24 protein-coding genes, 1 tRNA gene and 1 pseudogene are annotated in these 23,991 nt (G+C 72.5%); 9 read left to right on the top strand and 17 right to left on the bottom strand.

Translation table 11 applies throughout. The features are described 5' to 3' along the window. Window positions 1-13 precede the first annotated feature (13 nt). On the top strand, window positions 14-469 hold the full coding sequence (locus tag MF672_RS05135; RefSeq protein ID WP_242381765.1) for a GNAT family N-acetyltransferase: 456 nt from the start codon (window positions 14-16) through the stop codon (window positions 467-469). Window positions 470-543: 74 nt separating this feature from the next. Beyond that, window positions 544-1,713, top strand: coding sequence for an epoxide hydrolase family protein (locus MF672_RS05140; protein ID WP_242381764.1), 1,170 nt, complete (start codon window positions 544-546; stop codon window positions 1,711-1,713). On the opposite strand, the gene MF672_RS05145 is transcribed toward MF672_RS05140, so the two are convergent. Next, entirely contained in the window at window positions 1,689-2,111 is a 423-nt protein-coding gene (locus MF672_RS05145; protein WP_242381763.1) for a DUF6292 family protein, read from the bottom strand. The genes MF672_RS05140 and MF672_RS05145 overlap by 25 nt on opposite strands. 139 nt (window positions 2,112-2,250) lie before the next feature. On the opposite strand from MF672_RS05145, the gene MF672_RS51235 reads away from it, so the two are divergent. Beyond that, window positions 2,251-2,376 (top strand): hypothetical protein, encoded by a 126-nt coding sequence (locus MF672_RS51235; RefSeq protein ID WP_302893161.1) that lies wholly within the window; start codon window positions 2,251-2,253, stop codon window positions 2,374-2,376. Between the two features lie 10 nt (window positions 2,377-2,386). After that, window positions 2,387-2,818 (top strand): hypothetical protein, encoded by a 432-nt coding sequence (locus tag MF672_RS05150; protein ID WP_242381762.1) that lies wholly within the window; start codon window positions 2,387-2,389, stop codon window positions 2,816-2,818. Window positions 2,819-2,833: 15 nt separating this feature from the next. On the opposite strand, the gene MF672_RS05155 is transcribed toward MF672_RS05150, so the two are convergent. Then, window positions 2,834-3,973 carry a cystathionine gamma-synthase gene (locus MF672_RS05155; protein ID WP_242381761.1) on the bottom strand — a complete coding sequence of 380 codons (1,140 nt, stop codon included), beginning with the start codon at window positions 3,971-3,973 and terminating at the stop codon, window positions 2,834-2,836. A 212-nt stretch (window positions 3,974-4,185) separates the two neighbouring features. After that, a complete protein-coding gene (locus MF672_RS05160) occupies window positions 4,186-4,392 on the bottom strand; it encodes a hypothetical protein (protein WP_242381760.1) in 207 nt (68 codons plus the stop codon). 512 nt (window positions 4,393-4,904) lie between these two features. Between MF672_RS05160 and MF672_RS51925 the strand changes: the two are divergent. Beyond that, window positions 4,905-5,606 (top strand): annotated as a pseudogene (locus MF672_RS51925) (sensor histidine kinase); the annotation flags it as partial. Here MF672_RS51925 and MF672_RS05170 read toward each other — a convergent pair. Then, window positions 5,529-8,927, bottom strand: coding sequence for an AfsR/SARP family transcriptional regulator (locus tag MF672_RS05170; RefSeq protein WP_247815165.1), 3,399 nt, complete (start codon window positions 8,925-8,927; stop codon window positions 5,529-5,531). The pseudogene MF672_RS51925 and the gene MF672_RS05170 overlap by 78 nt on opposite strands. A 63-nt stretch (window positions 8,928-8,990) precedes the next feature. On the opposite strand from MF672_RS05170, the gene MF672_RS05175 reads away from it, so the two are divergent. After that, window positions 8,991-9,848 carry an NAD(P)-dependent oxidoreductase gene (locus MF672_RS05175; RefSeq protein WP_242381026.1) on the top strand — a complete coding sequence of 286 codons (858 nt, stop codon included), beginning with the start codon at window positions 8,991-8,993 and terminating at the stop codon, window positions 9,846-9,848. On the opposite strand, the gene MF672_RS05180 is transcribed toward MF672_RS05175, so the two are convergent. Continuing rightward, entirely contained in the window at window positions 9,845-11,215 is a 1,371-nt protein-coding gene (locus MF672_RS05180) for a cystathionine beta-synthase (protein ID WP_242381027.1), read from the bottom strand. The genes MF672_RS05175 and MF672_RS05180 overlap by 4 nt on opposite strands. Window positions 11,216-11,360: 145 nt before the next feature. On the opposite strand from MF672_RS05180, the gene MF672_RS05185 reads away from it, so the two are divergent. From MF672_RS05185 to MF672_RS05195, 3 genes are all read left to right on the top strand, one after another. After that, window positions 11,361-12,326 carry an SGNH/GDSL hydrolase family protein gene (locus tag MF672_RS05185; protein WP_242381028.1) on the top strand — a complete coding sequence of 322 codons (966 nt, stop codon included), beginning with the start codon at window positions 11,361-11,363 and terminating at the stop codon, window positions 12,324-12,326. Window positions 12,327-12,464: 138 nt separating this feature from the next. Then, a complete protein-coding gene (locus tag MF672_RS05190; RefSeq protein WP_242381029.1) occupies window positions 12,465-13,814 on the top strand; it encodes an outer membrane protein assembly factor BamB family protein in 1,350 nt (449 codons plus the stop codon). Between the two features lie 79 nt (window positions 13,815-13,893). Continuing rightward, on the top strand, window positions 13,894-15,111 hold the full coding sequence (locus MF672_RS05195) for an acetyl-CoA C-acetyltransferase (protein WP_242381030.1): 1,218 nt from the start codon (window positions 13,894-13,896) through the stop codon (window positions 15,109-15,111). Window positions 15,112-15,203: 92 nt separating this feature from the next. Here the strand turns inward: MF672_RS05195 and MF672_RS05200 are convergent, their stop codons facing one another. The 12 genes from MF672_RS05200 to MF672_RS05250 all read right to left on the bottom strand — a co-directional run bounded on the left by MF672_RS05200 (window position 15,204) and on the right by MF672_RS05250 (window position 23,939). Continuing rightward, window positions 15,204-15,611, bottom strand: a complete 408-nt coding sequence (locus MF672_RS05200; RefSeq protein ID WP_242381031.1) for a PPOX class F420-dependent oxidoreductase — start codon at window positions 15,609-15,611, stop codon at window positions 15,204-15,206. Between the two features lie 72 nt (window positions 15,612-15,683). Beyond that, the gene (locus MF672_RS05205; protein WP_043628756.1) at window positions 15,684-15,917 is read right to left on the bottom strand and encodes a DUF4287 domain-containing protein; all 234 of its coding nucleotides are present in this window, start codon (window positions 15,915-15,917) and stop codon (window positions 15,684-15,686) included. A 168-nt stretch (window positions 15,918-16,085) separates the two neighbouring features. Continuing rightward, window positions 16,086-16,877: a Bax inhibitor-1/YccA family protein gene (locus MF672_RS05210; protein ID WP_242381032.1), complete on the bottom strand. Its 792-nt coding sequence runs from the start codon at window positions 16,875-16,877 to the stop codon at window positions 16,086-16,088. Between the two features lie 170 nt (window positions 16,878-17,047). Continuing rightward, window positions 17,048-17,120 (bottom strand) — tRNA-Leu (locus tag MF672_RS05215). Window positions 17,121-17,169: 49 nt separating this feature from the next. Next, on the bottom strand, window positions 17,170-17,709 hold the full coding sequence (locus MF672_RS52020) for a peptide deformylase (RefSeq protein WP_407654702.1): 540 nt from the start codon (window positions 17,707-17,709) through the stop codon (window positions 17,170-17,172). Then, complete coding sequence (locus tag MF672_RS05220; RefSeq protein WP_242381033.1) at window positions 17,706-18,218, bottom strand: glycine cleavage system transcriptional repressor; 513 nt, start codon at window positions 18,216-18,218, stop codon at window positions 17,706-17,708. Before MF672_RS05220 ends, MF672_RS52020 begins: the two co-directional genes overlap by 4 nt. Before the next feature lie 79 nt (window positions 18,219-18,297). Further along, entirely contained in the window at window positions 18,298-19,614 is a 1,317-nt protein-coding gene (locus tag MF672_RS05225) for an NAD(P)/FAD-dependent oxidoreductase (protein WP_242381034.1), read from the bottom strand. A 93-nt stretch (window positions 19,615-19,707) separates the two neighbouring features. Then, window positions 19,708-20,502, bottom strand: a complete 795-nt coding sequence (locus tag MF672_RS05230) for a uracil-DNA glycosylase (protein ID WP_242381035.1) — start codon at window positions 20,500-20,502, stop codon at window positions 19,708-19,710. Window positions 20,503-20,579: 77 nt separating this feature from the next. Further along, a complete protein-coding gene (locus MF672_RS05235; RefSeq protein ID WP_242381036.1) occupies window positions 20,580-21,743 on the bottom strand; it encodes a hypothetical protein in 1,164 nt (387 codons plus the stop codon). A 177-nt stretch (window positions 21,744-21,920) separates the two neighbouring features. Further along, window positions 21,921-22,868, bottom strand: coding sequence for a Ppx/GppA phosphatase family protein (locus tag MF672_RS05240; protein ID WP_242381037.1), 948 nt, complete (start codon window positions 22,866-22,868; stop codon window positions 21,921-21,923). Continuing rightward, the gene (locus MF672_RS05245) at window positions 22,859-23,347 is read right to left on the bottom strand and encodes a DUF501 domain-containing protein (RefSeq protein WP_242381038.1); all 489 of its coding nucleotides are present in this window, start codon (window positions 23,345-23,347) and stop codon (window positions 22,859-22,861) included. Before MF672_RS05245 ends, MF672_RS05240 begins: the two co-directional genes overlap by 10 nt. Then, complete coding sequence (locus MF672_RS05250; protein ID WP_242381039.1) at window positions 23,337-23,939, bottom strand: FtsB family cell division protein; 603 nt, start codon at window positions 23,937-23,939, stop codon at window positions 23,337-23,339. The genes MF672_RS05245 and MF672_RS05250 overlap by 11 nt, the downstream gene beginning before the upstream one ends. Window positions 23,940-23,991 lie beyond the last annotated feature (52 nt).

Below are 23,991 nucleotides of genomic sequence, written 5' to 3' on the forward strand. Positions count from 1 at the left end.
AGACTCTCTCGTCATGGACGACGTGCGGCTCAGAGACGTGCAGGAATCGGACCTGGAGGTGTTCCTGGCCCAGGAGCAGGACCCGGAGGCCGGCCGGAGGTCGCACTTCCCGGCCCGGCCGCGTGAGCGCTTCCTCACCCACTGGCGCACCCGGGTCCTCGGCGACCCGGCCAACCGGGTGCGCGCCATCGAGGTCGGCGGCCAGGTCGCCGGAAACCTGGTGGCGTGGTGGGAGGAGGAGCGGCGCTTCATCGGCTACTGGATGGGCCGCGAGTTCTGGGGCCGCGGCATCGGCACCCGCGCGCTCGGGCTGTTCCTGGACGAGGAGCAGGTCCGCCCGCTGTACGCCGACCCGTACGAGGGCAACACCGCGTCGGTGCGGCTGCTCGAACGGCACGGCTTCCAGCGGGAGGGCGTCGTGCGGCACGGCGACGCCGAGCACATCCTGCTCGTGCTGCGCTCGGCCTGACCTGGGCGGCCCGCCGACGCCGAACGACCGAACGAGGAAGCTGTCCTTCCTCGTTCGGCCGTAGGACTGGAGGCATGCAGACGCCGCAACCGTTCCACATCGACATCCCGCAGGCCGACCTCGACGAGCTCAACGCCCGGCTGGCGCGCACCCGCTGGCCCGGCGAGCTGCCCGGCGCCGGCTGGTCGTACGGCGTCGCCGAGGGCTACCTGCGCGAGCTGGTGCACTACTGGCACACCGGCTACGACTGGCGCCGCCACGAGGCCAGGCTCAACTCCTTCCCGCAGTTCACCACGACCATCGACGGCCAGAACGTGCACTTCCTGCACGTCCGCTCCCCCGAGCCGGACGCCGTCCCGCTGATCGTCACGCACGGCTGGCCGAGCACCGTGTACGAGTTCCTCGACGTCATCGGCCCGCTGACCGACCCCCGCGGGCACGGCGCGGAGGGCGCGCCGGCCTTCCACCTCGTGATCCCGTCCGTGCCCGGCTTCGCCTTCTCCGGCCCCACCCGGGAGCCCGGCTGGGGCGTGAACCGGGTCGCGCGGGCCTGGGCCGAGCTGATGCGGCTGCTGGGCTACGAACGTTACGGCGCCCAGGGCGGCGACTTCGGCAGCCTGGTCGCGCCCGAGCTCGGCCGCCTGGCGCCGCGCCAGGTCCTCGGCGTGCACGTGAACGCCCTGGTGAACGCCTCGACCCCGGTCGGCCCCGACGAGCTGGAGAAGCTGTCGCCGGCCGAGCGGGAGCGGGCCGGGCAGCAGCAGGAGTGGTGGCGCGCGCACTCCGGCTACGCCACCCAGATGTCCACCAGGCCGCAGACCCTGGCGTACGCGCTGAACGACTCCCCGGCGGGGCAGCTCGCCTGGAACCTGGAGTGGTACGTGGACTGGGACCCGGGCAGGAGCGAGCAGGCCCCGGTGGACCGGGACGTGCTCCTCACCGACCTGACGATCTTCTGGCTGACCTCGACCACGGGCTCGGCGGCCCGCCTGTACTACGAGAGCGGCGACGAGGGCTGGGGCGCCCGTCCGGCGCCCTCAGGCGTGCCGACGGGCGTGGCGGTCTTTCCCGGCGACAAGGCGCTGCGCGGGCTGGCCGAGCTGTCGCACCGCGTGGTGCGCTGGTCGCAGCCGCCCCGGGGCGGGCACTTCGCCTCCGTCCAGGCCCCCGACCTGCTGGTCGAGGACATCCGCGGCTTCTTCGGCGGCCTCGCGCGGGCTCAGGCGCCGACGAGCGGGGCGTAGAAGGCCAGCGCCAGGTCGAACCCGTCACGGCAGTTGCGGTGGGAGCGGTAGCAGGGGCGCCAGGCCGTGCTGGCCCCCACCCCGGCGCGGGCGTCGGCCAGCGCCTCGGGCACCCTCTCGGGGCGCGGCAGCAGGCCGTGCCCCAGGTAGCGGACGCCGGACAGCTCGGTGTGACGGCCGGGGCCGCCGGCGACGTAGCCGCCGAGGCGCCAGCCGCTCTCCTCGTCCCACACCAGCGCGCCGCCGTCGGCGAGCAGGAGCGTGGCGTCGCGCGGGTCGCAAGGGCCCTCCCACCAGTCCGTCACCTCGGCTCCGAGCTGATCGACGACCTGGCGCACATAGCTGATCGGCTGCTGCAGCCACTCGTCGCTGTACGGCTCGACATGCCTGATGGCCACGGACGGCACCCCCTTGTGCCCTGACGGTAAGCAAAACGGAACGGTGTCCAACCATACCCGCGCTGAACTTATTCCGTTGCACGACCGTCTAGTCATTCCGGACGATATTTACGTCCGACACGGGGAAGGAGGTGAGCCCATGATTGCCATGATTCTTCTCATCGTCATGATGGCCGTGACGATCGCGGCCATGGAGCTCATCATGCGCTGTTCCACGGTGAGCAAAGAGAGTGTCGAGTCACGGGCCGAGATCGTCGGGGACTAGTCTCAGCGGCATGTCGTCCCTGCTTCTCTGGCTGCACATCGGCTTCGCCATCTTCACCATCGGCCCGGTGACCGCCGCGACGATGGCCGCGCCCCGCGTCATCAGGAACAAGAACGTGCCCGCGCTGCAGAACATCCAGCGCATGACGCGGGTCTACAGCATCGGCGCGATCGGCGTGTTCGTGTTCGGGCTCGCGCTCGGCGCGGTGCTCGGCGACGGGCTGCTCGGCAAGTGGTACATGACGGCCTCGATGACGCTGTTCATCGTGGCGGCCGTGCTGCTCGTGATCATCGACCGCGACCTCCGCACCGCCGTGAAGGCCCTCTCCAGCGAGGAGGCCACCGACGACGCGAAGGTGCAGAACGGGCGGATCGCCGCGATCAGCGGGCTGCTGTCCGTGATCTGGCTGGTGATCCTCTTCCTGATGGTCGTCCCCACCTGACGGCGGGCCCGGCCGTCAGCCGAGCGCCTGCGTGAGGTCGGCGAGCAGGTCGTCGATCGTCTCGATGCCCACCGACAGCCGCACCAGGTCGGCCGGCACCTCAAGCGGCGACCCGGCCGCCGAGGCGTGCGTCATCCGGCCCGGGTGCTCGATCAGCGACTCGACGCCGCCGAGCGACTCCCCCAGCGTGAACAGCCTGGCCCGGTCGCACACGGCCACCGCCTCCGCCTCGCCCCCGGCGACGCGGAACGACACCATGCCGCCGAAGCGCCGCATCTGCTTGGCCGCCACCTCGTGCCCGGGGTGCTCGGCGAGGCCCGGGTAGAGGACGCCGGTCACGCGCGGGTGCGCGAGCAGGAGGTCGACGACGCGCTCGGCGTTGTCGCAGTGGCGGTCCATGCGCACGGCGAGCGTCTTCAGCCCGCGCAGCGTCAGCCAGGCGTCGAACGGCCCGGCCACCGCCCCCATGGCGTTCTGGTGGTAGGCGAGCTCCTCGCCCAGCCCGGCGTCGGCGGCGATCAGCGCCCCGCCGACCACGTCGGAGTGGCCGCCCACGTACTTGGTGGTGGAGTGCACGACGACGTCCGCGCCGAGCGCGAGCGGCTGCTGCAGGTACGGCGAGGCGAAGGTGTTGTCCACCACCAGCAGCGACCCGTTGTCGTGGGCGAGCTGCGCGAGCGCGGCGATGTCGGCGACGCCGAGCAGCGGGTTGGTGGGCGTCTCGACCCAGACGACCTTCGTCTTCTGCGTCATCGCGGCGGCCACGGCGTCGAGGTCGTGCAGCGGGACCGGGTCGTAGTGGAGGTCCCACCGCTCGTGCACCTTCGCGAAGAGCCGGTAGGTGCCGCCGTAGGCGTCGTTCGGGATGACGACGTGGTCCTGCGGCTTGCAGACCGCGCGCAGGAGGGTGTCCTCGGCGGCCAGCCCCGACGCGAACGCCAGCCCGCGCGCGCCGCCCTCCACGGCCGCCAGCGCCTCCTCCAGCGCGGTGCGGGTGGGGTTGGCCGAGCGGCTGTACTCGTATCCCGAACGCAGGCCGCCCACACCGTCCTGCTTGTAGGTGGAGGTGGCGTAGATGGGCGGCACGACCGCGCCCGTCTGCGGGTCGGGCTCCTGACCTGCGTGGATGGCCAGGGTCTCAAAACCGTTGCTCATAGGGCCACGTTAACGGACGCCCGCCCGGCCCCGGCGCCCAGGAAGGGCGGCGGCCCGCGGCCCTCTCAGATGCGGCCCGCGGCCCTGGGTCTCATGTGCGGACGGCGGCCCGCGGTCCCGTCCCCACCGGACCGCGGGCCGCCGTGCGGCGCCGTCCCCCGACGGCCGCCCGTGCGGCTCGCGCGCCATGCCCGCCGCGCGAGCCGGTTCTCTCAGGCCGCCTCGGACGCGCGGCGGTCGCCGCCGCCTGCCTGGCGCGGTGCGAGCCGCACCACGCCGGACTCCTCTGACGTTCCCGGCTTCCCGGTCCTCCCGGCCGGCTCCCCGTCGAGACGGGAGACCAGCACGGGGTCGGCCAGCGCGAGCAGCACCGCGACGACCAGCCCGACCCCCAGTAACGCGAACCCGATGGCAACCATGTCCGTCCCCTTTCCGACCTCTCCAGCATCCGTCACGCCTCCCCGCCGCCGCCTCCCCTGAAGGGCTGGTTGCCGGGCGCCCGGCTCGGCCGAACGGTTGATACGAGATGTCCGACCTGAGTCCTAGGCTCAGGGGCGTGGGGGACAACACACGCCTCATCTACTGGGTCCGCCGGCTGAGCGAATGGGCGATGTTCGGCTGGCTCGGCCTCATGCTCATGGTGGATCTGGCGTTCGCGATCACCGTCGGCGGCCTGCAGTGGCTGGTGCTGCTCTGCGGCGTGGCCGGGATCGCGGCCGTGGCGCTGCGGCGCAGGCACCGCGCCGACGGCTACGCCGTCATGCTGACCCTGTCCTTCGCGACGTCCGCCGTCGTCGGCGGCGCCGACCTCGACGGCGTCCCCGGCATGACGGAGACCGGCGCGCTGCTCATCCTCCTCATCGGCGTGCTGCGGCACGTCGAACCGGTGCAGCGGGCCGTGGCGCTGGCCGGCGGCGGGCTCGTCGTGCTGATGGCGGAGGCGGTGGGGCGCGACTACCGGGGGGCGGGGCTGGCGTTCTCGTTCCTGCTGTTCGCCGGGTGGTCGCTGGCCGCGGGGGCGGGCGGCTACCTGCGCTTCCAGCAGGAACGCCGGACGGAGGCCGTGCACTCGGTACGCCGGGCCGAACGGCTGGAGCTGGCCCGCGAACTGCACGACCTGGTCGCCCACCACATCACCGGCATCGTCGTCCAGGCGCAGGCCGCCCGGACCGTGGCCGAGCAGCGGCCGGAGGCGGTGCTGCCCGCGCTGGACGCCATCGCCCTGGCCGGCTCGGACGCGCTCACCTCCATGCGGCGCATGGTCACGGTGCTGCGCGCCGAGGAGGACGCCGCCCGCAGGCCCGGCGTCACCCTCGCCGACCTGCGGATGCTCACCGACCGGTTCTCGGCCGACGGGCCGAAGGTGGCCTTCGAGATCGGCCCCGGGCTGGACGACCACACCCTCCAGCCCGAGGTCATGACCACCCTGCACCGGGTGTTGCAGGAGGCGCTGACCAACGTCCGCAAGCACGCGGCGCGGACCGCCTGGGTGGAGGCCGACCTGCGGCGCCACGAGCGGGCCGTGGTGCTGCGGGTGCGCAACTTCGGCTCGGCGTCAGACCCGCGGGTGTCGCGTCTGGGCGGCGGGTTCGGGCTGGTCGGGATGGCCGAGCGGGTGGAGGCCCTGGGCGGGCGGCTCCGCGCGGGACCGTCCCCGCAGGGCGCCTGGGAGGTCACCGCCGAGTTCCCCCTCCCCTGAGCCAGGCGCCCTCTCCCTGAGCAGCCCCTCCTCCGGCGCGAATCCGGCCTGCTCCCGGGCCGGGTCCCGCTCCCCCTCCCGGTACGCCGCCGCGAACGCGGCCTCGCCCAGGGCGGCGCGCAGGCGGGCGGCGACGCGGGTCACGTCGTACCGCTCCCCGGGCGGCAGCGGCGCCCCCACGGCCCGCCGGATCCCCGCCGCCGCCCCCAGCATCCGAGCCGCCCGCACCCCCTGCCAGCCGCCCGGCTCCGACCCATCCGTCCCCCGCCGGCCCGGCTGCGGCGCGCCCGGCTCCAGCTCGTCGCCGGACAGCGAGAGCGCGCCCGCCAGCCCCTCCAGCGACAGGGCGACCGCGCGGGGGTCGCCGGTCGCCAGGGCGGCCTCGTGGCCGGCCCGCTGCCGCCGCAGCGCCGTCTCCGCCTCGCCCCGCTGCTCGGCGGCGAACCCCAGCTCCGCCAGCACGAACGCGATCCCCGGCGTCCCCCGGACCCGCCGCAGGAAGTCCAGCACCGGCCCCAGGTACGCCTCCGCCTCCGCGTAGCGCCCCTGCCGCCGCGCGCTCAGGGCCAGCCCCAGCAGGGCGTTCTCCTCGGCGGACCGGTGGGCCTGCTCGACCGCGAGCCGCCGGGCCCGCTCGTGCAGGTCGTCGGCCCGCGCGTGGTCGCCGGTCAGCAACGCGATCCGGCCGAGCGCCGCCAGCTTGAACGACACCTCGAACCCCAGCTCCTCGGCCAGCCGCAGCCCCTCCTCCCGCAGCCGGGCCGCCCGCGCGTAGTCGCCGCGGATCTCGGCCGCCCGGTCGAGCACGTCCATGGCCTCGATCTGGCCCCACTCGTCGCCCAGTTCCCTGAACAGCGCGAGGCCCCGCTCGCCGTCCCGCTCCATGGCGTCGAGGTCGGCCCGGCCGACGGCGAGCTTGGCGCGCAGGCACAGCGCCGCCGCCACGCCCCACCGGTCGCCCAGCTCCTCGTACGCGGCGAGCGCCCGGTCGGCCGCCGCCTCGTGCGCCACGCGGTCTCCGTACGCCCAGCGGACGTGGCTCAGCAGCCAGTCGGCCAGCGCCCGGCCCGGCGCGTCCAGCCCGCCCCACCGGACCGGCGGGCCGGGCTCGCCGAGCAACATCTCGACGCCGGCCAGCCACACCGACGCCCGCGCCGCCGCCCGGCGACCTTCCCCATCGGGGTCCCCGCCCTGACGCCCGCCGTGATCCCCGCCGTGATCCCCGCCGTGATCCCCGCCGTCGTACGCCGCCAGCGCCCCCGCCAGCGCCCGGCGCGCCTCGCCCAGCCGGCCGCGCAGGATCCAGTACCAGGCGAGCGCGTTCACCAGCCGCAGCGCCTCAGGCCCCGCGAGCGCCTGCCGCAGGTTCGCGCTCTCGGCGTCCAGCCTGGCCAGCCATTCGCGCTGCCCCGGGCCCCGCAGGTCCGCCCGTTCCGCGAGGTCCGCGTAGTAGCGGGCGTGCCGGAGCGTGATCGTCTCCTCCTCGCCCGCCTCGCGCAGCCGCTCCCTGCCGTAGGCCGCCACCGACTCCAGCAACCGGTACCGCGACCCCGCCCGCACCACCAACGACCGCTCCACCAGCCGGGCCAGCGCCTCCAGCACCTCCACCCCCGGCTCCGCGCACACCCGCTCGGCCGCCTCCAGCGAACACCCGCCCACCTGCACCGCCAACCGCCGCAACACCACCCGCTCGGCCCCGCCCAGCAGCTCCCAGCTCCAATCGATCATCGCCCGCAACGTCCGCTGCCGCGCCGGCGCATCCCGCAACCCCGCCGTCAACACCCCGAACCGGTCATCCAGCCGCGCCGCCAGCTCCGCCACCCCCAACGCCCGCACCCGCGTCGCCGCCAGCTCCACCGCCAACGGCAACCCGTCCAACCGCGCGCACACCGCCGCCACCCCCGCATCCACGGCCACCCCCGCCCGCGCCGCGAACAACTCCACCGCCGCCGAAGCCTCCAGCGGCGGCACCTGCCACACCCGCTCCCCCCCGATCCGCAACGGCTCCTGACCCGTCACCAGCACCCGCAGCCCCGCCACCGCCCGCAGCAACCACGCCACCAGCTCCGCCACCGGCTCCACCACGTGCTCGCAGTTGTCCAGCACCAGCAACGTCTCCCGGCTCCGCAGGACCGACACCAGGCGTTCGGTCACGCAGGCGGCGGCGTCGTCGCGGACGCCGAGCACGGCGGCGACGCTCTCGGCCACCTCGGCCGGCCCGGCGCCGCGCGGCAACGCGGCCAGCTCCACCAGCCACGCGCCGCCCTCGGGCACCGCGTCGCGGGCGACGGCCAGCGCCAGCCGGGTCTTGCCCACCCCGCCCGGCCCGGTGAGCGTCACCAGGCGATGAGCACGCAACAACCCCCGCACCTCGCCGACCGCCTCCGCACGGCCCACCAGGGAGGTCAACGGCGCGGGCAGGTTCCCCCGCCCACCCGGCACCCCGCCCGGCTCCGGGAACGGCCCTCGCGGAAAGGAGCCCTGGCGGGACGGACCCGAGGGAAGCGGGCCCGAGGAGAGTGGGTGGAGGGAGGGGGAGTGACGGAGGATGGCCCGGTGGAGGGCGGTCAGCTCCGGACCCGGGTCCACCCCCAGCTCCTCCGCCAGCCGCCCCCGCACCCCCTCGTACGCGGCCAGCGCCTCCCCCTGCCGCCCCGACAGGTACAGGGCCCGCAGGTGGGCCGCCCGCAGCCGCTCACGCAGCGGATGCCGGGCCACCAGCTCCGCCAGGTCCGCCGCCAGGGCGGCGTGTTCGCCGAGGTCGAGACGGACCTCGGCCAGGTCCTCGAGCGCCGCCAGCCGCCGCTCCTCCAGCCGGGCGGCCGCCGCCCGCGCGAACGGCTCGTCGGCGAAGTCGGCGTAGGCGGCCCCCCGCCACCACCCCAGCGCCTCGCGCAGCAGCCCCGCTCGCCGGGCGGGGTCCGGTTCGCGGGCGGCCCGGCCGAGCAGGCCCTCGAAGCGGGCGGCGTCGCTGTCGTACGGCCCCAGCCGGTACCCGCCGGGCCCGTGCAGGACGAGCCCCGGCTCCCCCAGCGCCCTGCGGAGCTGGGACACGCGGGCCTGCAGCGTCCCGACCGGGTTGCGGCCGGCCCGCTCGCCCCACAGGTCCTCCACGAGCCGGTCCACCGGCACCGGCCCGCCGCCGTGCGCGAGCAGGTCGGCCAGGAGCGTCCGCACCTTGGCCTCGGCCACGTGGACGGCCCGCCCGTCCTCGTCCCAGACCGCCAGCGGCCCGAGCACCCCGAAACGCACCATGCCCTTGCCAACCCGTAGCCGTTCGGAAGTGTTTCCGTAGCGCCTTGTTCAAGGGTTGCGGGCATGAGTGAAGTAACGGTGGTCGGGCTGGGCCCGATGGGATCGAAGATGGCCGCGACGTTCCTGGACGCGGGCCACGAGGTGGCGGTGTGGAACCGTACGGCGAGCAAGGCAGAGCCGCTGCTGTCCCGGGGAGCGCGCCGGGCGGCGTCCGCGGCGGACGGCGAGCTGCTGGTGGTGAGCCAGATCAGCTACCAGGCGATGTACGACAGCCTCGGCGACGAGCGCCTGGACGGCAAGGTCGTGGTGAACCTCAGCTCGGACACCCCGGAGCGGCTGCGCGAGGCGGCCCGCCGGGTGGCGGGGCGCGGCGGCACGCTGATCACGGGCGGCGTCATGGTGCCGCCGCCGGGGATCGGCCGGCCGGGGGCGTACACGTTCTACAGCGGTCCGAAGGACGTCCTCGACCGGCACGCCGCCACCCTGGCGGCGCTGGGCGAGATCACCTACGTGGGCGCGGACCAGGGCCTGGCGATGATGTACTACCAGGCCCAGCTGCTGATGTTCTGGTCGAGCCTGACCAGTCTCATGCACGCCCAGGCGCTGCTGGGCACGTCCGGGGTGGGGCCGCTGGAGTTCCTGCCGTACGCGCGGACGTTGTTCGCCCAGCTGGGCGGCGACGGCCCGATGGGGTACGCGAAGATCCTCAGCGAGGAGATCGCCGCCGGCCGGCACCCGGGCGGCGAGAACTCCCTGCACATGCAGGCCGTCGGCATGGGCCACGTGGTGGAGGCCCTGACGGACGCCGGGCTGGAGACCACGGTGCCGGCCGCGCTGAAGGCGCTGTTCGACCGGGCCGACGCCGAGGGGCGCGGCCAGGAGGGCATCGGCACCGTGATCGAGTCGATCAGGAAGCCCTAGTGGTTGGCCAGGAAGGCGAGCAGGTCCTGCCGGGTGATCAGCCCGGCGGGCTTGCCGTCCTCCAGGACGACCGCCGCGTCGGCCTTTTCCAGCGCTTCCACCGCACGGGCCACAGGTTCACCACTGCCGATCGTGGGTAGCGGCGCGGACATATGATCAGCGATCGGGTCATCGGAGGAGAGCCTGCCGTGGTACAGGGCTTCGAGCAGATCGCGCTCGACGATGGAGCCGACCACCTCGGCCGCCATGACCGGGGGCTCCTCCTTCATGACCGGGAGCTGCGACACGCTGTACTCGCGCATGATCGAGATGGCCGTGCTGACGGTCTCGTGCGGGTGGGCGTGCACGAACTCCGGCAGCCCCGGCCCCTTGCGGGCCAGCACGTCGGCGACCAGGCCCTCGTCGGAGGTGGTGGTGAGGAAGCCGTAGTCGGCCATCCAGTCGTCGTTGAAGATCTTCGACAGGTAGCCGCGGCCGCCGTCGGGCAGCAGCACGACGATCTTGTCGTCCTTGCCGGCCCGCGCCGCCACCTGGAGCGCCGCCACGACCGCCATGCCGCACGACCCGCCGACCAGCAGCCCCTCCTCCCGGGCCAGGCGGCGGGTCATGGTGAAGGAGTCCTTGTCGGAGACGGCGATGATCTCGTCGCAGATGGTGGTGTCGTACGTGGCCGGCCAGATGTCCTCGCCGACGCCCTCCACCAGGTACGGGCGCCCGCTGCCGCCGGAGTAGACCGAGCCCTCGGGGTCGGCGCCGATGATCTTCACCCGGCCGCCGGAGACCTCCTTGAGGTAGCGGCCGGTGCCGCTGATCGTGCCGCCGGTGCCGATGCCGGCGACGAAGTGGGTGACGCCGCCCTCGGTGTCGGCCCAGATCTCCGGGCCGGTGGAGTGGTAGTGGGACTCGGGGTTGTCGACGTTGGAGTACTGGTCGGGCTTCCAGGCGTTGGGCACCTCGCGGGCCAGCCGGTCGGAGACCGAGTAGTAGGAGTCGGGGTGGTCGGGCGAGACGGCGGTGGGGCAGACCACGACCTCGGCCCCGTACGCGCGCAGCACCGCGATCTTGTCCTGGGCGACTTTGTCGGGCACCACGAACAGGCACCGGTAGCCCTTCTGCTGGGCCACGATGGCCAGCCCGACGCCGGTGTTGCCGGAGGTGGGCTCGACGATGACCCCACCGGGGCGCAGCGCGCCCGACTTCTCGGCGGCCTCGATCATGCGGACGGCGATGCGGTCCTTGACCGACCCGCCCGGGTTGAAGTACTCGACCTTGGCCAGCACCTGGGCGGGCAGCCCCGCGCTCACCTTGTGCAGCCGGACGAGCGGGGTGTTCCCCATGAGGTCGACCAGGGAATCGTAAACGCGCACCGAGGTGTTCACCTTCTTTGCCAAAGCTTGATCAGCGTCCGGAAGGCCGAGATCCAGTGGGGGTGGCAGGCCCTCGGCTAGTTTCCAAGCAAACGCTACCGCCGAGTTCGACCAGGGAGGGACGTACGTGGTCTGGGCAGCTGGGATGGCACGCGCCGCACGCAGGATCGCCACGGCCGCGGCGCTCGGAGGGGGCGGGCTGACGGCTCTCGGGGCCACGGCGTACGGACTGCTGATCGCCGAGGGACTGCTGGCGCGCAAGGCCATCGGCCGCCCGCACGGCATGGACGGGCCCCCGTCCGACGGCACCTACGGCATGTTCCCGGGCCAGGCGCTCCGGCTGGCCATGCTGGGCGACTCCACGTCCGTCGGCCTCGGCATGACCGATCCCGCCCACACGCCCGGCGTGCTGCTGGCCAACGGCCTGGCGGCGGTGGCCGAGCGCCCGGTGCGGCTGCTGGTGGCGGGCAAGTCGGGCGCGTCGTCGGCGGAGCTGGGCGAGCAGGTGGACCAGGCGCTCGCGATGGAGCCGCACGTCGCGGTGATCTTCGTGGGGGCCAACGACATCATCACCCAGACGCCGCCCGCGACCGCGGTGCGCCACCTGACGAAGTCGGTGCGCCGGCTGCGCGACGCGGGCATCGAGGTGATCGTCGGCACCTGCCCCGACCTCGGCACGGTGCGGCCCATCGCGCAGCCGCTGCGCTGGGTGACCCGGCGCTGGAGCCGGCAGCTCGCGGCGGCCCAGACGGTCGCGGTGGTGGACGCCGGCGGCCGGACGGTGGCCTTCGCCGACGTCCTCGGCCCCGAATTCGATACGAATCCGACAGAGATGTTCGGACCGGATCGTTTCCATCCATCTGCCCGAGGTTACGCGCAGGCCGCTTACGCGGTGCTACCGTCAGTGTGCGCTGCGTTGGGGTTGTGGCCTGAGCCGCGCCCCGCGCGCCGCGAAGCACTGCAACCGATCTACCTCGCGGCGGCTACGGCCGCGGAGGAGCCCGGCACCGAGGTCACCGCGACCCGGGTCGACGGGCGGGCTACGGGGCTGCACGGCAAGTGGGCCGCGTTGTTCCGCCGGCGGCTCGGCGAGCAGCTCAACGACGCCTGACTCCGCTCAGGCGCCGCGAGCGGCCCGTCGCGCGCCGGCCCCGCCCCGTCCCGGCGTGGCGGGTCCTCCGCCGCGCCCGAACCCGGTCACCGTCCGCGCGCGAGCCGTCACTCCTCGTCCCTTTGGAGGGTATTGCCCGTGCTCCGGCCCCTCTGGAAACCGTCCGTCGCCCTAGCCGGGAGCCTCGCGGTCGCCGGCTGCTCGGGCAGCGACGCGGCCACCACCACCCCCGCCTTCCCCACCTGGCACAACATTCAGGTCAACGCCGTCAGCCGGATGGCCGAGGCGGCCGGGGTCGTCACCACGACCTCGATGAAGCCCGACGGCTCCCTGGAGACCGTGGCCGTCCGCCTGCGCGACGGGCGGCGGTTGTGGGCGTACCCGGCCACGATGGCCGGCCGCCTGCCCGGCATGGGCGTCTCGGCCCCCGCGATCGTCGAGACCGCCGGGGGCGAGGCGGTGGTGGTGGCGCTCGACCCGGCGCGGAAGGGCCGCTGGAACGCCACGCTGGTGGCCCGCGACGCCCACTCCGGGGTGCAGAAGTGGACCCGGCCGGTGCACTCGACGTTCGGGCCGCAGCGCTGCGGGCGCTACGTGTGCCTGTCGGAGCACACGGCGCTGGCCAAGGCCCGCATGGTGGTGCTCGACCCGCTCACCGGCAAGCAGGTGTGGAAGCTGCCCGGCATCTCCGAGGTCGAGTGGTCCGACGCCGGGCGGGTGCTGCTGCTGCGGCTGTCGGACGATCCGACGGTGGAGTCGTACGAGCTGAAGAGCGGCAAGCTGCAGTGGCAGCAGCCGATCGAGCAGGCGCTCGGGCCGGGCATCGACCTGTCGGGCGGCTGGGCGTTCGGGGCGGCGGGCGACAACCTGGTCGGCTACGTCGCCCCCTACACCAACCCGCAGAGCAGGCGGGTGTCCACGTTCGGGCTGTTCTCGGTGAAGATCGCCGACGGCACCATCAACTGGATCCGCCCCTCGGTCGTGCGCGTCTACCCCAGCGGCAACCCCGGCTACGCGCCGGTGGTGCGCCCGGTGGACCGGCAGGGCGCCTACGGCGGCTTCGCCCGGCTCGACTCCGAGTCCGGGCGGGTGGTCGGCCAGATCACCGCGGCCGACGTGCCCGGCTCGGGCTGGTGGCTGGCCTTCCCCGAGCGCATGGACAAACTGGGCTTCCTCAAGCACGAGGCCAAGGGCTCGGCCTTCGACCTGGCCTCGGGCAAGCCGGTGGCGGTGGACCAGGAGCGGAGCTGGTCCTTCTGCGTCACCGACCCCAAGCCGCTGCCGCTGAAGGGCCAGCCGCCCGGCTTCTACTCGACGGCGGCCATCTGCGAGTACGACCTCGCCACCGGCAAGCGGATCTCCCCGGCGGGCGCGCCCCCGCCGTGGTTCACCGGCAGCCAGGACGGCTGGAGGTTGTGGCGCGACGAGAAGGGAGCCCTGCACGCGGTGAACGACCAGACCGCGAACGCGCCGGGTATGTACGGGTAAGCCCGTTCCGGGGGGCGGCGGGGCTTGCGCAAAGAACTGGAATATAGTTCTACTATTAGCCGCCGACAAAGGAGGGGCCATGCCCGAGGCAGTCATCGTCGCGACCGCGCGTTCGCCCATCGGACGAGCCTTCAAGGGGTCGCTCAAGGACATCAGGCCAGACGACCTGACCGTGCAGATGATCCGGGCGGCCCTGGCCAAGGTGCCCCAGCTCGATCCGCACGCGATCGACGACATCATGCTGGGGTGCGGCCTGCCCGGCGGGGAGCAGGGCTTCAACATGGCCCGCGTGGTGGCGGTGCTGCTCGGGCTCGACGACGTGCCCGGCACCACCGTGACCCGCTACTGCTCCTCCTCGCTCCAGACCACCCGGATGGCCTTCCACGCCATCAAGGCGGGCGAGGGCGACGTGTTCGTCTCGGCGGGCGTGGAGACCGTCTCGCGCTTCGTCAAGGGCAACTCCGACTCGCTGCCCGACACCCACAACCCGCTCTTCCTGGACGCGCTGGCGCGCACCAAGTCCTACACCGAGGGCGGCAAGACCTGGCACGACCCGCGCGAGGACGACCAGATCCCCGACGTCTACATCGCGATGGGCCAGACCGCCGAGAACGTCGCCCAGCTCCGCGGCGTCAGCCGTCAGGAGCAGGACGAGTTCGGCGTGCGCTCCCAGAACCTGGCCGAGAAGGCGCTGGCCAACGGCTTCTGGGCCAAGGACATCACGCCCGTCACGCTGCCCGACGGCACCGTGGTGAGCGCCGACGACGGGCCGCGGCCGGGCACCACGTACGAGAAGGTGAGCGCGCTCCAGCCGGTCTTCCGCCCGGACGGCACGGTCACGGCCGGCAACTGCTGCCCGCTCAACGACGGCGCCGCCGCCGTGGTGATCATGAGCGACGTCAAGGCCGCCGAGCTCGGCATCACGCCGCTGGCCAGGATCATCTCCACCGGCGTCTCCGGCCTGTCGCCGGAGATCATGGGCCTCGGCCCGGTGGAGGCCACCCGGCAGGCGCTCGCGCGGGCCGGGATGGCCATCGAGGACGTGGACCTGGTCGAGATCAACGAGGCGTTCGCGGCCCAGGTCATCCCGTCCTACCAGGAGCTGGGCATCGACCTCGACCGGCTCAACGTCAACGGCGGCGCCATCGCGGTGGGCCACCCGTTCGGCATGACCGGCGCCCGCATCACCTCCACCCTCCTCAACGGCCTCCAGCACCACGACAAGACCATCGGCCTGGAGACGATGTGCGTGGGCGGCGGCCAGGGCATGGCCATGCTCCTGGAGCGCCTGAGCTGACGAGCGCGCGGTCGCGGCGCCCGCCGGGCGAGCGGGCGCCGCGACGGCGTGGGATCAGGAGGACGGGGCGGGATCAGGAGGACGGGGCGGGATCAGCCGTGCCGGTCCGGGCCGACGTGGACGGGCGTGATGCGCAGCACCACACGGCGGTCGCGGACCATCGCGGCCCGGTAGTCCTCCCAGTCGGGGTGCTCGCCGGAGATGTCGCGGTAGTACGTCACCAGCGGCTCCATGGCCTCGGGCAGCGAGATCACCTCGGCGGTGCCGTCCACCTGGATCCACTCGCCGTAGAAGGCGCCGGTGAAGGCGCACAGCGAGACGTTCGGGTCGCGCCGGACGTTGTGCGTCTTGACCGCCGTCTCCCGCGTGCTGACGACGAGGTGCGGCCCCTGCACGCCCACCGTCACCGGCGACATCTGCGGGCGCCCATCGCGATGCCGGGTGAGCAGGACGGCGTTGTGGTTGCTGCGGAGGAAGGACAGTGCCTTGTCGAGGTCCATGTCCTCATGATGACGCGGTCCTCATGATGACGCGCCCGCGCTTGAGGCACGGGCGCGGGATCGGCGACGGGCTTAGATGAAGCCCATCCGGTTACGGCGGTGCCGCTCGTGCTCGTGCACGATCGCGGCGGCGTAGCCGTGGGTCAGCCCGTGCTCGTCGGCAAGCCAGTTGGCCCGCTCGTCACACCTGAGGAAAGCCGGGCCGTTGTCGATGGCTTGGAACCACTCGGGGAGTTCGCGTCCCGTTATCGTCGGGACCCTTGCGATCAGCTTCGTCTGCGTCTCCGGTGAGTGGTTCAAGGACATGGGCACCTCCGCGGATTAAGGTCCTTTGCTCGACACTGCAACACCATCCGCCGAATGGCAAGACCCCCGGCTGCCTTGAATGCGTGACGGCACGTAGATTTTCGGTAGCACAAAGAGAGGGCCCCGCGTGAACCGCGGAGCCCTCAGGGGTGACGCAGAGGTGGACGATCAGTCACTGTCGCTGAAATAGCTGATGAAGCGCAGCACCTCGAGGTAGATCCAGACGAGGCTCAGCGTCAGGCCGAACGCGCACTGCCAGGCGAACTTCTCCGGCGCGCCCTGGCGCACGCCCTGCTCGATCGAGTCGAAGTCGAGCAGCAGGAAGAAGCAGCCGATCAGGATCATGACGATGCTGAACGCCCAGCCGATCGGGCTGTCGGTGCGGAGGCCGAGCCCGACGCCGTTGAAGATGCCGACCACCAAATTGACCAGCACGAGCCCGAGGGCCGCGAGGGCCGCGGCGAGGCCGTACTTGACCAGCTTGGGCGTCACCCGCACGACCCGCAGCGAGTAGACGGTCAGCACCGCGCCGAAGGCGAAGGCCGTGCCGAGCACCGCCTGCAGCACGATGCCGCTGATCGTGCCCTCGAACAACTGGCTGATCTTGCCCAGGAACACGCCCTCGAAGAAGGCATAGCCCAGGATGAGCGCCGGGTTGGTGCTCTGCGTGAACGAGGCGATCAGGCCGAGGATCATCGCGATGACCGCGGCCCCGATCGCGAACACCGGCGGGACGTTCAACACCCAGGCCGCCGCGGCGGCCAGGACCAGCGTGCCGAGGGTCAGGAACCCGCGCACCACTACGTCGTCGAGGGTCATGGTCCGGTAGGCGGGCCGGCTCGGGGCGGCGTACGACGGCGCGTCGTACATGTTCTGCAGCTGGTCAGGGGACGGGGCGGGCCCTGACCATGCTCCCGCCTGGTGGCGGGTCCTGCTGAAAACGGGGTTCTTGCTCTCCATCGCTGCCTCCTGTGTCGCCGAGCCTACGGAGCCGGGCGGCACCTTGGTCAACTCGCGCTCAGATCGATGTTCTAGTGGGACTTCGGCAGCGTTGACAACGAACGGGGGTGCTGCCGAGTTCCCGGGGTCGACCGGTGGCCGGAAAACGTATTTCCAATGGTAGAAGCAGGTGCCCCCGGCGGGATTCGAACCCGCACGTCAACCCTTTTAAGGGGTTTGCCTCTGCCATTGGGCTACGGGGGCGCCGCAATCATACGAAACGGACCATGCTTCCGAGGAGCACAACTTCGCATCAAGCGTCACAACTGTGAAGTCTGATGTGAAGTGATAGGGCTCCTGGCACTCTGTCCAAGAAGAGTAGACCGTCCAGATGGTCCAGTTGGTGCTGAATGCAGCGAGCTTCGAAGGCATCGGCTTCGATGGTGACGGCCTCCCCGGTGCCTGGCACATGCCCATGTACGGTGATACGCGTGGCACGCAGGACGTCCGCGGTCAGCCCGGGGATCGAGGCGCACCCCTCGCGTCCATGGTCCCAATGGGAGGCGCCGACGAGGCGCGGATTGGCCAGAACGCGCTCTCCGGCCCACGAACGGCTCCGGGGGTGGAGTCCCGTGTCGAAAGCGATCAGACGGCGGCTGAGGCCGATCTGAGGGGCCGCGAGGCCCATCGTGGCCGGGGCGCGGCGCAGGGCGGCAAGGAGAGCGGCGGCGGCGGCCACGGTGTCGGGGGCGGCCGGGTCCACCGGCTCGGCCACGGCCGACAGGACGGGGTGCGGCGCGCGCAGCACGCCGGGCGGGCCCGCGGGGGCCGGTCTTCCGCCGGGCCCGGTCACAGCAGGTCCGGTTCGACGGGGCGGAAGGTGATCTCGGAGTCGAGGCTGGCGCCGACGGCCGCGAGCCTGCGCATGAGCGCCGCCACGTCCACCTCCTTCGGCAGCTCGACGTCCGCGATGAGCACGTACAGCCGCCCGGTGAGCCGGGTGCTCATGCCGGTGATGTTGCCGCCGTCGGCGGCGAGCACGGCGCTGACCGCGGAGATGATCCCGGGCCGGTCCGGCCCGTGGACGGTGAGCACGTAGCCGAGCCCGCCGCCGTCCTCGCAGAAGTGCCGGCGGGCCTCGATGGCGGAGGCGGTCACCACCAGGTCGGCGGCCCGCAGCCGCTTGAGCAGCTCCTCGCCGTCGAGGTCGCCGGAGACCAGGAGCATCATCGCCACGTGCCCGCCGAGCAGCGTCATGGTGGAGTCCTGGATGTTCGCGCCGCAGTCGGTGAGCGAACCGGTGACCGCGGCGATCACGCCGGGCCTGTCCACGCCGAGCACGGTGACCGCTGAGAGCCCCACCGGTGCCACCCCTTCCGCTTGCGACCAGGGGCGCCGCACCGCCCCGGCCATGCGGGCCGGGGCGTCCGCCGGACCCGGGCTAGCGGCGCATCGTCGCGACGGCGGCCCTGAAGCCCTCGCGCGGGTGCTCCATCTCGCCCAGGGAGATCGTCTCGCGCTTGAAGAACAGGGCCAGGGTCCAATCGACGACGACGCGGACCTTGCGGTTCAGCGTCGGCACCCGCGACAGATGGTAGGTCCGGTGCATGAACCACGCAGGGAATCCGCGAAGCTTGACGCCATAGACATTGGCGACGCCCTGGTGCAGGCCGAGGCCGGCGACCGATCCGACGTACTTGTGGCGGTATTCGACCAGTTCCTGACCGCGCAGGTAGCGGACGATGTTGTCGGCCAGCACCTTGGCCTGACGCACGGCGTGCTGGGCGTTGGGCGCGCAGTACTGGCCGGGGTTGGTCACGTCGGGCACGCCCGCCGCGTCGCCGGCGGCGAAGGCGCCCGGGCTCGCCTGGACGGTCAGCAGGGCCGTGGTCTTGATCCGGCCGCGCTCGTCGAGCGGCAGGTCGCTGTCGTTGACGACGGGGCTGGGCTTGACGCCCGCCGTCCACACCAGGGTCTCGGCGTCGAACTCGGTGCCGTCGGAGAGCACCACGTGCCCGCCCTCGCACGACTCCAGCCGGGTCTCCAGCCGGACGTCGATGCCGCGCTCGCGGAGCTGCTCCAGCGTCCACTTGCCCATCTCGGGGCCGACCTCGGGCAGCACCCGGCTGGTGGCCTCCACCAGCACCCAGCGGATGTCCGACGCCTTGATGTTGCGGTAGTAGCGCACGGAGTCCTTGGCCATGTCCTCCAGCTCGGCCAGCGCCTCGACGCCGGCGAAGCCCGCGCCGACCACGACGAACGTCAGCGCCCTGCGCCGCACCTCGGGATCCTCGGTGGACTCGGCCACGTCGAGCAGGTGCAGCACCCGGTTGCGCAGCGCGATCGCCTCGCCCACGGTCTTGAAGCCGATGCCGATGTCGGTGAGCCCGGGGATGGGCAGCGTGCGGGAGATGGACCCGGCCGCCATCACCAGCACGTCGTAGCCGATCTGGCGCGGCTCGCCCTCGGGCGGCTGGAAGGTCACCACGCGGTCGCCGTGCTTGACCGTGGTGACCGTGCCGTTCAGGATGCGCACCTTCGGCAGGACCCGCCGCAGCGGCGCCACCAGGTGCCGCGGCGAGAGGTTGCCGGCCGCCGCCTCCGGCAGGAACGGCTGGTACGTCATGTAGGACTGGGGGTCGATGATCGTGACGCTCACCTCGCCGCCGCGCAGCTCGCGAGAGAGCTTGCGCTGCAGCCGGAGCGCCGTGTAGAGGCCGACGTATCCGCCGCCGACGATGAGCACGTGCTTGTTCATCCTGAGGCCCCATCCCTCGTGGTGCTTGTGAAAGCATTCACAAGCCTACGTCAGGGGCTCCCGCCGAATCCAACCCGGGCATGGTGGGACGCGTCACACAGCCAGTGACCTGGCCCTGAGGAAGATGTCGTCCAGCATCCGGGCGGTGACGCGGCCGGTGAAGGTGTTCTGCTGGCTCGGGTGGTAGCAGCCGAGCAACGTGACGGGCGCGCCCCCGTGCCGGACCTCGACCTCGGCGCCGTGCCCGAACGGCGGGCGGCTGCGCGGCAGCTCGTAGCCCGCCTCCCGCAGCGCCGGCCACATGGCCTGCCAGGCGTAGCCGCCGAGCGCCACCACCACCCGGGCGTGCGGCGCGACCATCGCCAGCTCCCTGGCCATCCACGGGAAGCAGGCCGCCTTCTCCTCCGGCGTCGGCTTGTTCGCCGGGGGCGCGCAGCGGACCGAGGCCACCACGCGGGTGCCGATGAGCCGCTGGCCGTCGCCCGCGTACGTGCTGGTCTCCTGGGCCGCCAGCCCGGCGCGGTGCAGCGAGGCGAACAGCCAGTCGCCGCTGCGGTCGCCGGTGAAGATGCGGCCGGTCCTGTTGCCGCCGTGCGCGGCCGGCGCGAGCCCCACCAGCACGATCCGCGGCTCCTCCGCGCCCCAGCCGGGGACGGGGCGGCCCCAGTACGTCTCGCCGGCGAACGCCCGCCGCTTGACCGTGGCGACCTGCTCCCGCCACTCCACCAGCCGCGGGCACGCCCGGCAGACCGACTGCCTGGCCGTCAGCTCCGCCAGGGTGGCGCTGCCGTCGGCCAGGCGGCGCACGTCGGCGGGGTCGTGCGCGACGGGGGTCTCGGCGGTGGCGGGGTCACCGGGCCAGCCGGTGCCGGGCGGTACGGAACTCATGACACGAATGCTCACACATGAGGAACCGGGTGGCGCACGAGGCGGCCACCCGGTTGCTCAGCGGATCGGACCAGGCGTCACGCCTTGGTGTCGGCCGTGGCCGTCGGCGTCCCGGACGGGGCCGGGGTCGCCGGAGCCTGCGTGGTCACGACCTTGCAGGCGGCGTACGTCTGCGAGATCGAGTCCGTGTTGTGCGGGCCGCTCACCGTCAGCCTGACGGTGCCGCCCTTGGTCGCCTCACCCGTCAGCGCGCTGTCGGGCAGGTCCACGGTCCGGGCGCCGGAGCCGCGGAAGTACGACTCGCCCTTCAGGACCGAGACGCCGTTCACCTCCCACGTCCAGGCGACCCTGCCGGGGCCGGTCGTGGCGACGGTGGCGTGCGCGCCGACCTTGCAGCCGTCGTGGTTGGTGCCGGTCACCAGACCGGACACCGAGACCTTGGTGACGGGAGCGGGGGCCGGCTCCTTGCACCAGACCTTGTAGTAGGCCCGGTTGGAGGAGGCGCCGTCACGGCCGAGGATCTGGAGCTGCGCCCAGCCGCGCTGGCTCTCGCGCGGCGAGAGGCCGAAGCCGACCCGGGCCGCGTGCCGGACCTTGATCTTGCCGTAGTCGACCGTGTCGCCGTTGAGGACCCAGCGGTACCTGACCCAGGTGGGCCGGTCGGCCTTGATCAGGCCGCCGAAGCTGATCTTGTCACCCGGGGTGCAGACGCCGACGTAGGAGTCGGGGCTGGCCCAGGCGCGGGCCGACACCGACGGGGACTGCGGCAGGTGGATGTCGACGTTCGGCTCTTCCGCCGGCTTGTCACAGGAGACGGAGAAGTAGCCCTTCTTGGAGGTGTACTTCTTCGGACCGAGGACCTGAACGGCCTCCCAGCCCTTGACGTCCTCCTTGAAGGTGATCGACTGCCTGACGGTGACCGTCTTGGTGCCGTGGCCCTTGAGCTTGACCACGGCGACCTTGCTCCTGGAGCCGTCGCCGTGCAGCCAGCGGTAGGCCAGCTCGGTCTTGCCCTTGACGGACACCTTGATCTTCGCCGAGAAGCTGACCTTGACGGGGCAGTCGCCCTCGTACGAGCCCGGCTTGGCCTTGGGCGCGGTGGCCGAGACCTTGACGCCGGACTTGGTGGTCGTGGAGGCCTGCGCGGGCCCGGCCGCCAGGCCCGCGGTCAGGGCGGCCAGCACCGCGGCGGACGCCCCGAAGGCCGCCGCCCTGCGAGCGGCTAACCCAGAGAACTTCATGGTGAGAGTGCTCCATTCCGTGTGAGGGAAAAGGACGCGCTCGGGAACGGTCGCCACGCCGGCACCTTCCGTGCACAGCAATATGGCAAAGCCCCCGTAATGCCCCTTTACCTAAGCACAATTATGATTGCACACTCAACACAGGCAAAGATCGTAAATGTCCGTATACCGCCGTATCTATCGGGCGAGCGACCAGGCGATACCGTCCAGGATGTCGTGCTCACTCACCACGACCTGCGAGAACGCGAAACGGCGCACGATCCGGTCCAGAATCAGCGAACCCGCCCCGATGACGTCCACCCGTCCCGGATGCATCACCGGCAGCGCCGCGCGCTCACCATGCGTCATCGCCAGCAGCCGCCGCGTCACCTCGTGCACCTGCTCGGCGGAAATACGGGAATGGTGAATGCGCTCCGGCTCGTACGCCGGCAGGTCGAGCGCGATGCCCGCGACCGTCGTCACCGAACCGGCCAGGCCCACCAGCGTGTGGGCGCGGCGCACCGGCACCTCCGACTCCACCCGGTCCAGCGCGGCCTCGATGTCGGCCACCACGGCCTCCAGCGCCTCCGCCGGCGGGGGGTCGCCCGCGTCCTTGAGGTGGCGCTCGGTCAGCCGCACGCAGCCGATGTCGACCGACAGCGCCGACTCGGCGTGCTCGGAGCCCACGACGAACTCGGTGGACCCGCCGCCGATGTCCACCACCAGGTACGGCGGCAGCGGCCCCTGCGGCACCTCGGTCTCCGGCGACAGCCGGACCAGGCCCTTGGTCGCCCCGGAGAACGACAGCTCGGCCTCCTCCGACCCCGACACGACCTCCGGCTCGACGCCGAAGATCTCGCGCACCCCGGCCACGAAGTCGGCCCGGTTCTCGGCGTCCCTGGTCGCGCTGGTCGCCACGACGCGGGTCGCGCTCGCGCCGTGCCGGTCGATCAGCTCCCGGTAGGCCCGCATGGCCTTGAACGTGCGCTCCAGCGCGTCGGGGGCGAGCCGGCCGGTCCGGTCGACGCCCTGCCCCAGGCGGACGATCTCCATCCGCCGCTCGACGTCGTCGATGAGCTCGTCGCCGACGTCCGCGATGAGCAGACGCACGGAATTGGTGCCGCAGTCGACGGCGGCTACACGCATGGTCCGTCACTCCACCACTCGGGGAGGGCATCCAGCGCCTCCCGGCCGATCGGGTTGGCACCGGGCACCGCCAGCTCGTGCGCGACGAGCGCGTGCAGGCACTTGACCCGCTTCGGCATGCCTCCGGTGCTCTGCATGTCACGCGGGAGCGGCTCCAGGCCCTCCTCCTCGGCCGCCGCGTCGCGCCTGCGCACGTAGTCGTCGTGCGCGGCCTGGTAGGCGGCGGCCAGCTCGGGGTCGGCGCCGAGCCTGGCCTGCAGGTCGCGCATCAGGCCGGAGCCCTCCAGCGTGCCGATGGCCGAGGCCGCCTTCGGGCAGGTCAGGTAGTACAGGGTCGGGAAGGGCGAGCCGTCGGGCAGCCGCGGCGCGGTCTCCACCACGTCGGGATTGCCGCACGGGCAGCGGTGCGCCACGGCGCGGAGGCCCCGGGGCGGGCGGCCGAGCTGCTGCCGCACCACCTCGACGTCTTTACTGTCCAACACTTTCCTTAGTCGTCGTGGGCGTCGCCGCCGGCGTCGCGGGAGGCGTCGCCTTCGGTGTCGCCTTCGGTGTCGCCGCCGGCCGGGCCGTGGGCTTGGGCTTGCCGGTGGGGCCGGCGGTGGGGCCCGTGGTCGAGCCCGTGGTCGAGCCCGTGGTCGAGCCCGGGGTGGGGCCCGTGGCGGGCCGCTCGGCGGGGCCCGTGACGGCCCTGCGCCCGGTGCCCTTGTCGGCGGCCTCCACCGACTCCCAGAGCGTCTGGTACCACGGCGGCACCTGCGCGGGCTCCTTCACGCTCGCCCGCCGCACGCTCTGCTCCGGCTCCATCACGACGAAGCACCTCTCGCCGGGACCGCAGTAATGCAGCCGCTCCTTCGCCGTCCTCTTGATCCAGTTGGGATCGTTGGCCTGCCGGTCCCGGGCCAGCAGCGCCTGTTTCTCCGCCTCGACCCTGGCCTTCTCCGCGCGCAGCTCGGAGATGCTGCGGCGCAGGCTGATGTACTCGCGCACAGGGTAGGCCAGGCTCATCGCGATCGCGCACACCACGACGGCCAGGATGGCGGCCCGCCCGGTGAGCTGCGGCCTCTTCGCCACTTGCTGCACACACCCCCTCGGGAAAACGGCCCGCGCTGTCTGAACGGGGTCA

Origin of the sequence: Actinomadura luzonensis, from assembly GCF_022664455.2 — a bacterium.
GTDB lineage: Bacteria > Actinomycetota > Actinomycetes > Streptosporangiales > Streptosporangiaceae > Nonomuraea > Nonomuraea luzonensis.

What these genes read in the sequence shown, in the direction of transcription:
- MF672_RS05135 (WP_242381765.1), top strand. Translation starts at nt 14, where the DNA reads ATGGACGACGTGCGGCTCAGAGACGTGCAGGAATCGGACCTGGAGGTG.
- MF672_RS05140 (WP_242381764.1), top strand. Translation starts at nt 544, where the DNA reads ATGCAGACGCCGCAACCGTTCCACATCGACATCCCGCAGGCCGACCTC.
- MF672_RS51235 (WP_302893161.1), top strand. Translation starts at nt 2,251, where the DNA reads ATGATTGCCATGATTCTTCTCATCGTCATGATGGCCGTGACGATCGCG.
- MF672_RS05150 (WP_242381762.1), top strand. Translation starts at nt 2,387, where the DNA reads ATGTCGTCCCTGCTTCTCTGGCTGCACATCGGCTTCGCCATCTTCACC.
- MF672_RS05155 (WP_242381761.1), bottom strand. Translation starts at nt 3,973, where the DNA reads ATGAGCAACGGTTTTGAGACCCTGGCCATCCACGCAGGTCAGGAGCCC.
- MF672_RS05160 (WP_242381760.1), bottom strand. Translation starts at nt 4,392, where the DNA reads ATGGTTGCCATCGGGTTCGCGTTACTGGGGGTCGGGCTGGTCGTCGCG.
- MF672_RS05170 (WP_247815165.1), bottom strand. Translation starts at nt 8,927, where the DNA reads ATGGTGCGTTTCGGGGTGCTCGGGCCGCTGGCGGTCTGGGACGAGGAC.
- MF672_RS05175 (WP_242381026.1), top strand. Translation starts at nt 8,991, where the DNA reads ATGAGTGAAGTAACGGTGGTCGGGCTGGGCCCGATGGGATCGAAGATG.
- MF672_RS05185 (WP_242381028.1), top strand. Translation starts at nt 11,361, where the DNA reads ATGGCACGCGCCGCACGCAGGATCGCCACGGCCGCGGCGCTCGGAGGG.
- MF672_RS05195 (WP_242381030.1), top strand. Translation starts at nt 13,894, where the DNA reads ATGCCCGAGGCAGTCATCGTCGCGACCGCGCGTTCGCCCATCGGACGA.
- MF672_RS05200 (WP_242381031.1), bottom strand. Translation starts at nt 15,611, where the DNA reads ATGGACCTCGACAAGGCACTGTCCTTCCTCCGCAGCAACCACAACGCC.
- MF672_RS05205 (WP_043628756.1), bottom strand. Translation starts at nt 15,917, where the DNA reads ATGTCCTTGAACCACTCACCGGAGACGCAGACGAAGCTGATCGCAAGG.
- MF672_RS05210 (WP_242381032.1), bottom strand. Translation starts at nt 16,877, where the DNA reads ATGGAGAGCAAGAACCCCGTTTTCAGCAGGACCCGCCACCAGGCGGGA.
- MF672_RS05225 (WP_242381034.1), bottom strand. Translation starts at nt 19,614, where the DNA reads ATGAACAAGCACGTGCTCATCGTCGGCGGCGGATACGTCGGCCTCTAC.
- MF672_RS05230 (WP_242381035.1), bottom strand. Translation starts at nt 20,502, where the DNA reads ATGAGTTCCGTACCGCCCGGCACCGGCTGGCCCGGTGACCCCGCCACC.
- MF672_RS05235 (WP_242381036.1), bottom strand. Translation starts at nt 21,743, where the DNA reads ATGAAGTTCTCTGGGTTAGCCGCTCGCAGGGCGGCGGCCTTCGGGGCG.
- MF672_RS05240 (WP_242381037.1), bottom strand. Translation starts at nt 22,868, where the DNA reads ATGCGTGTAGCCGCCGTCGACTGCGGCACCAATTCCGTGCGTCTGCTC.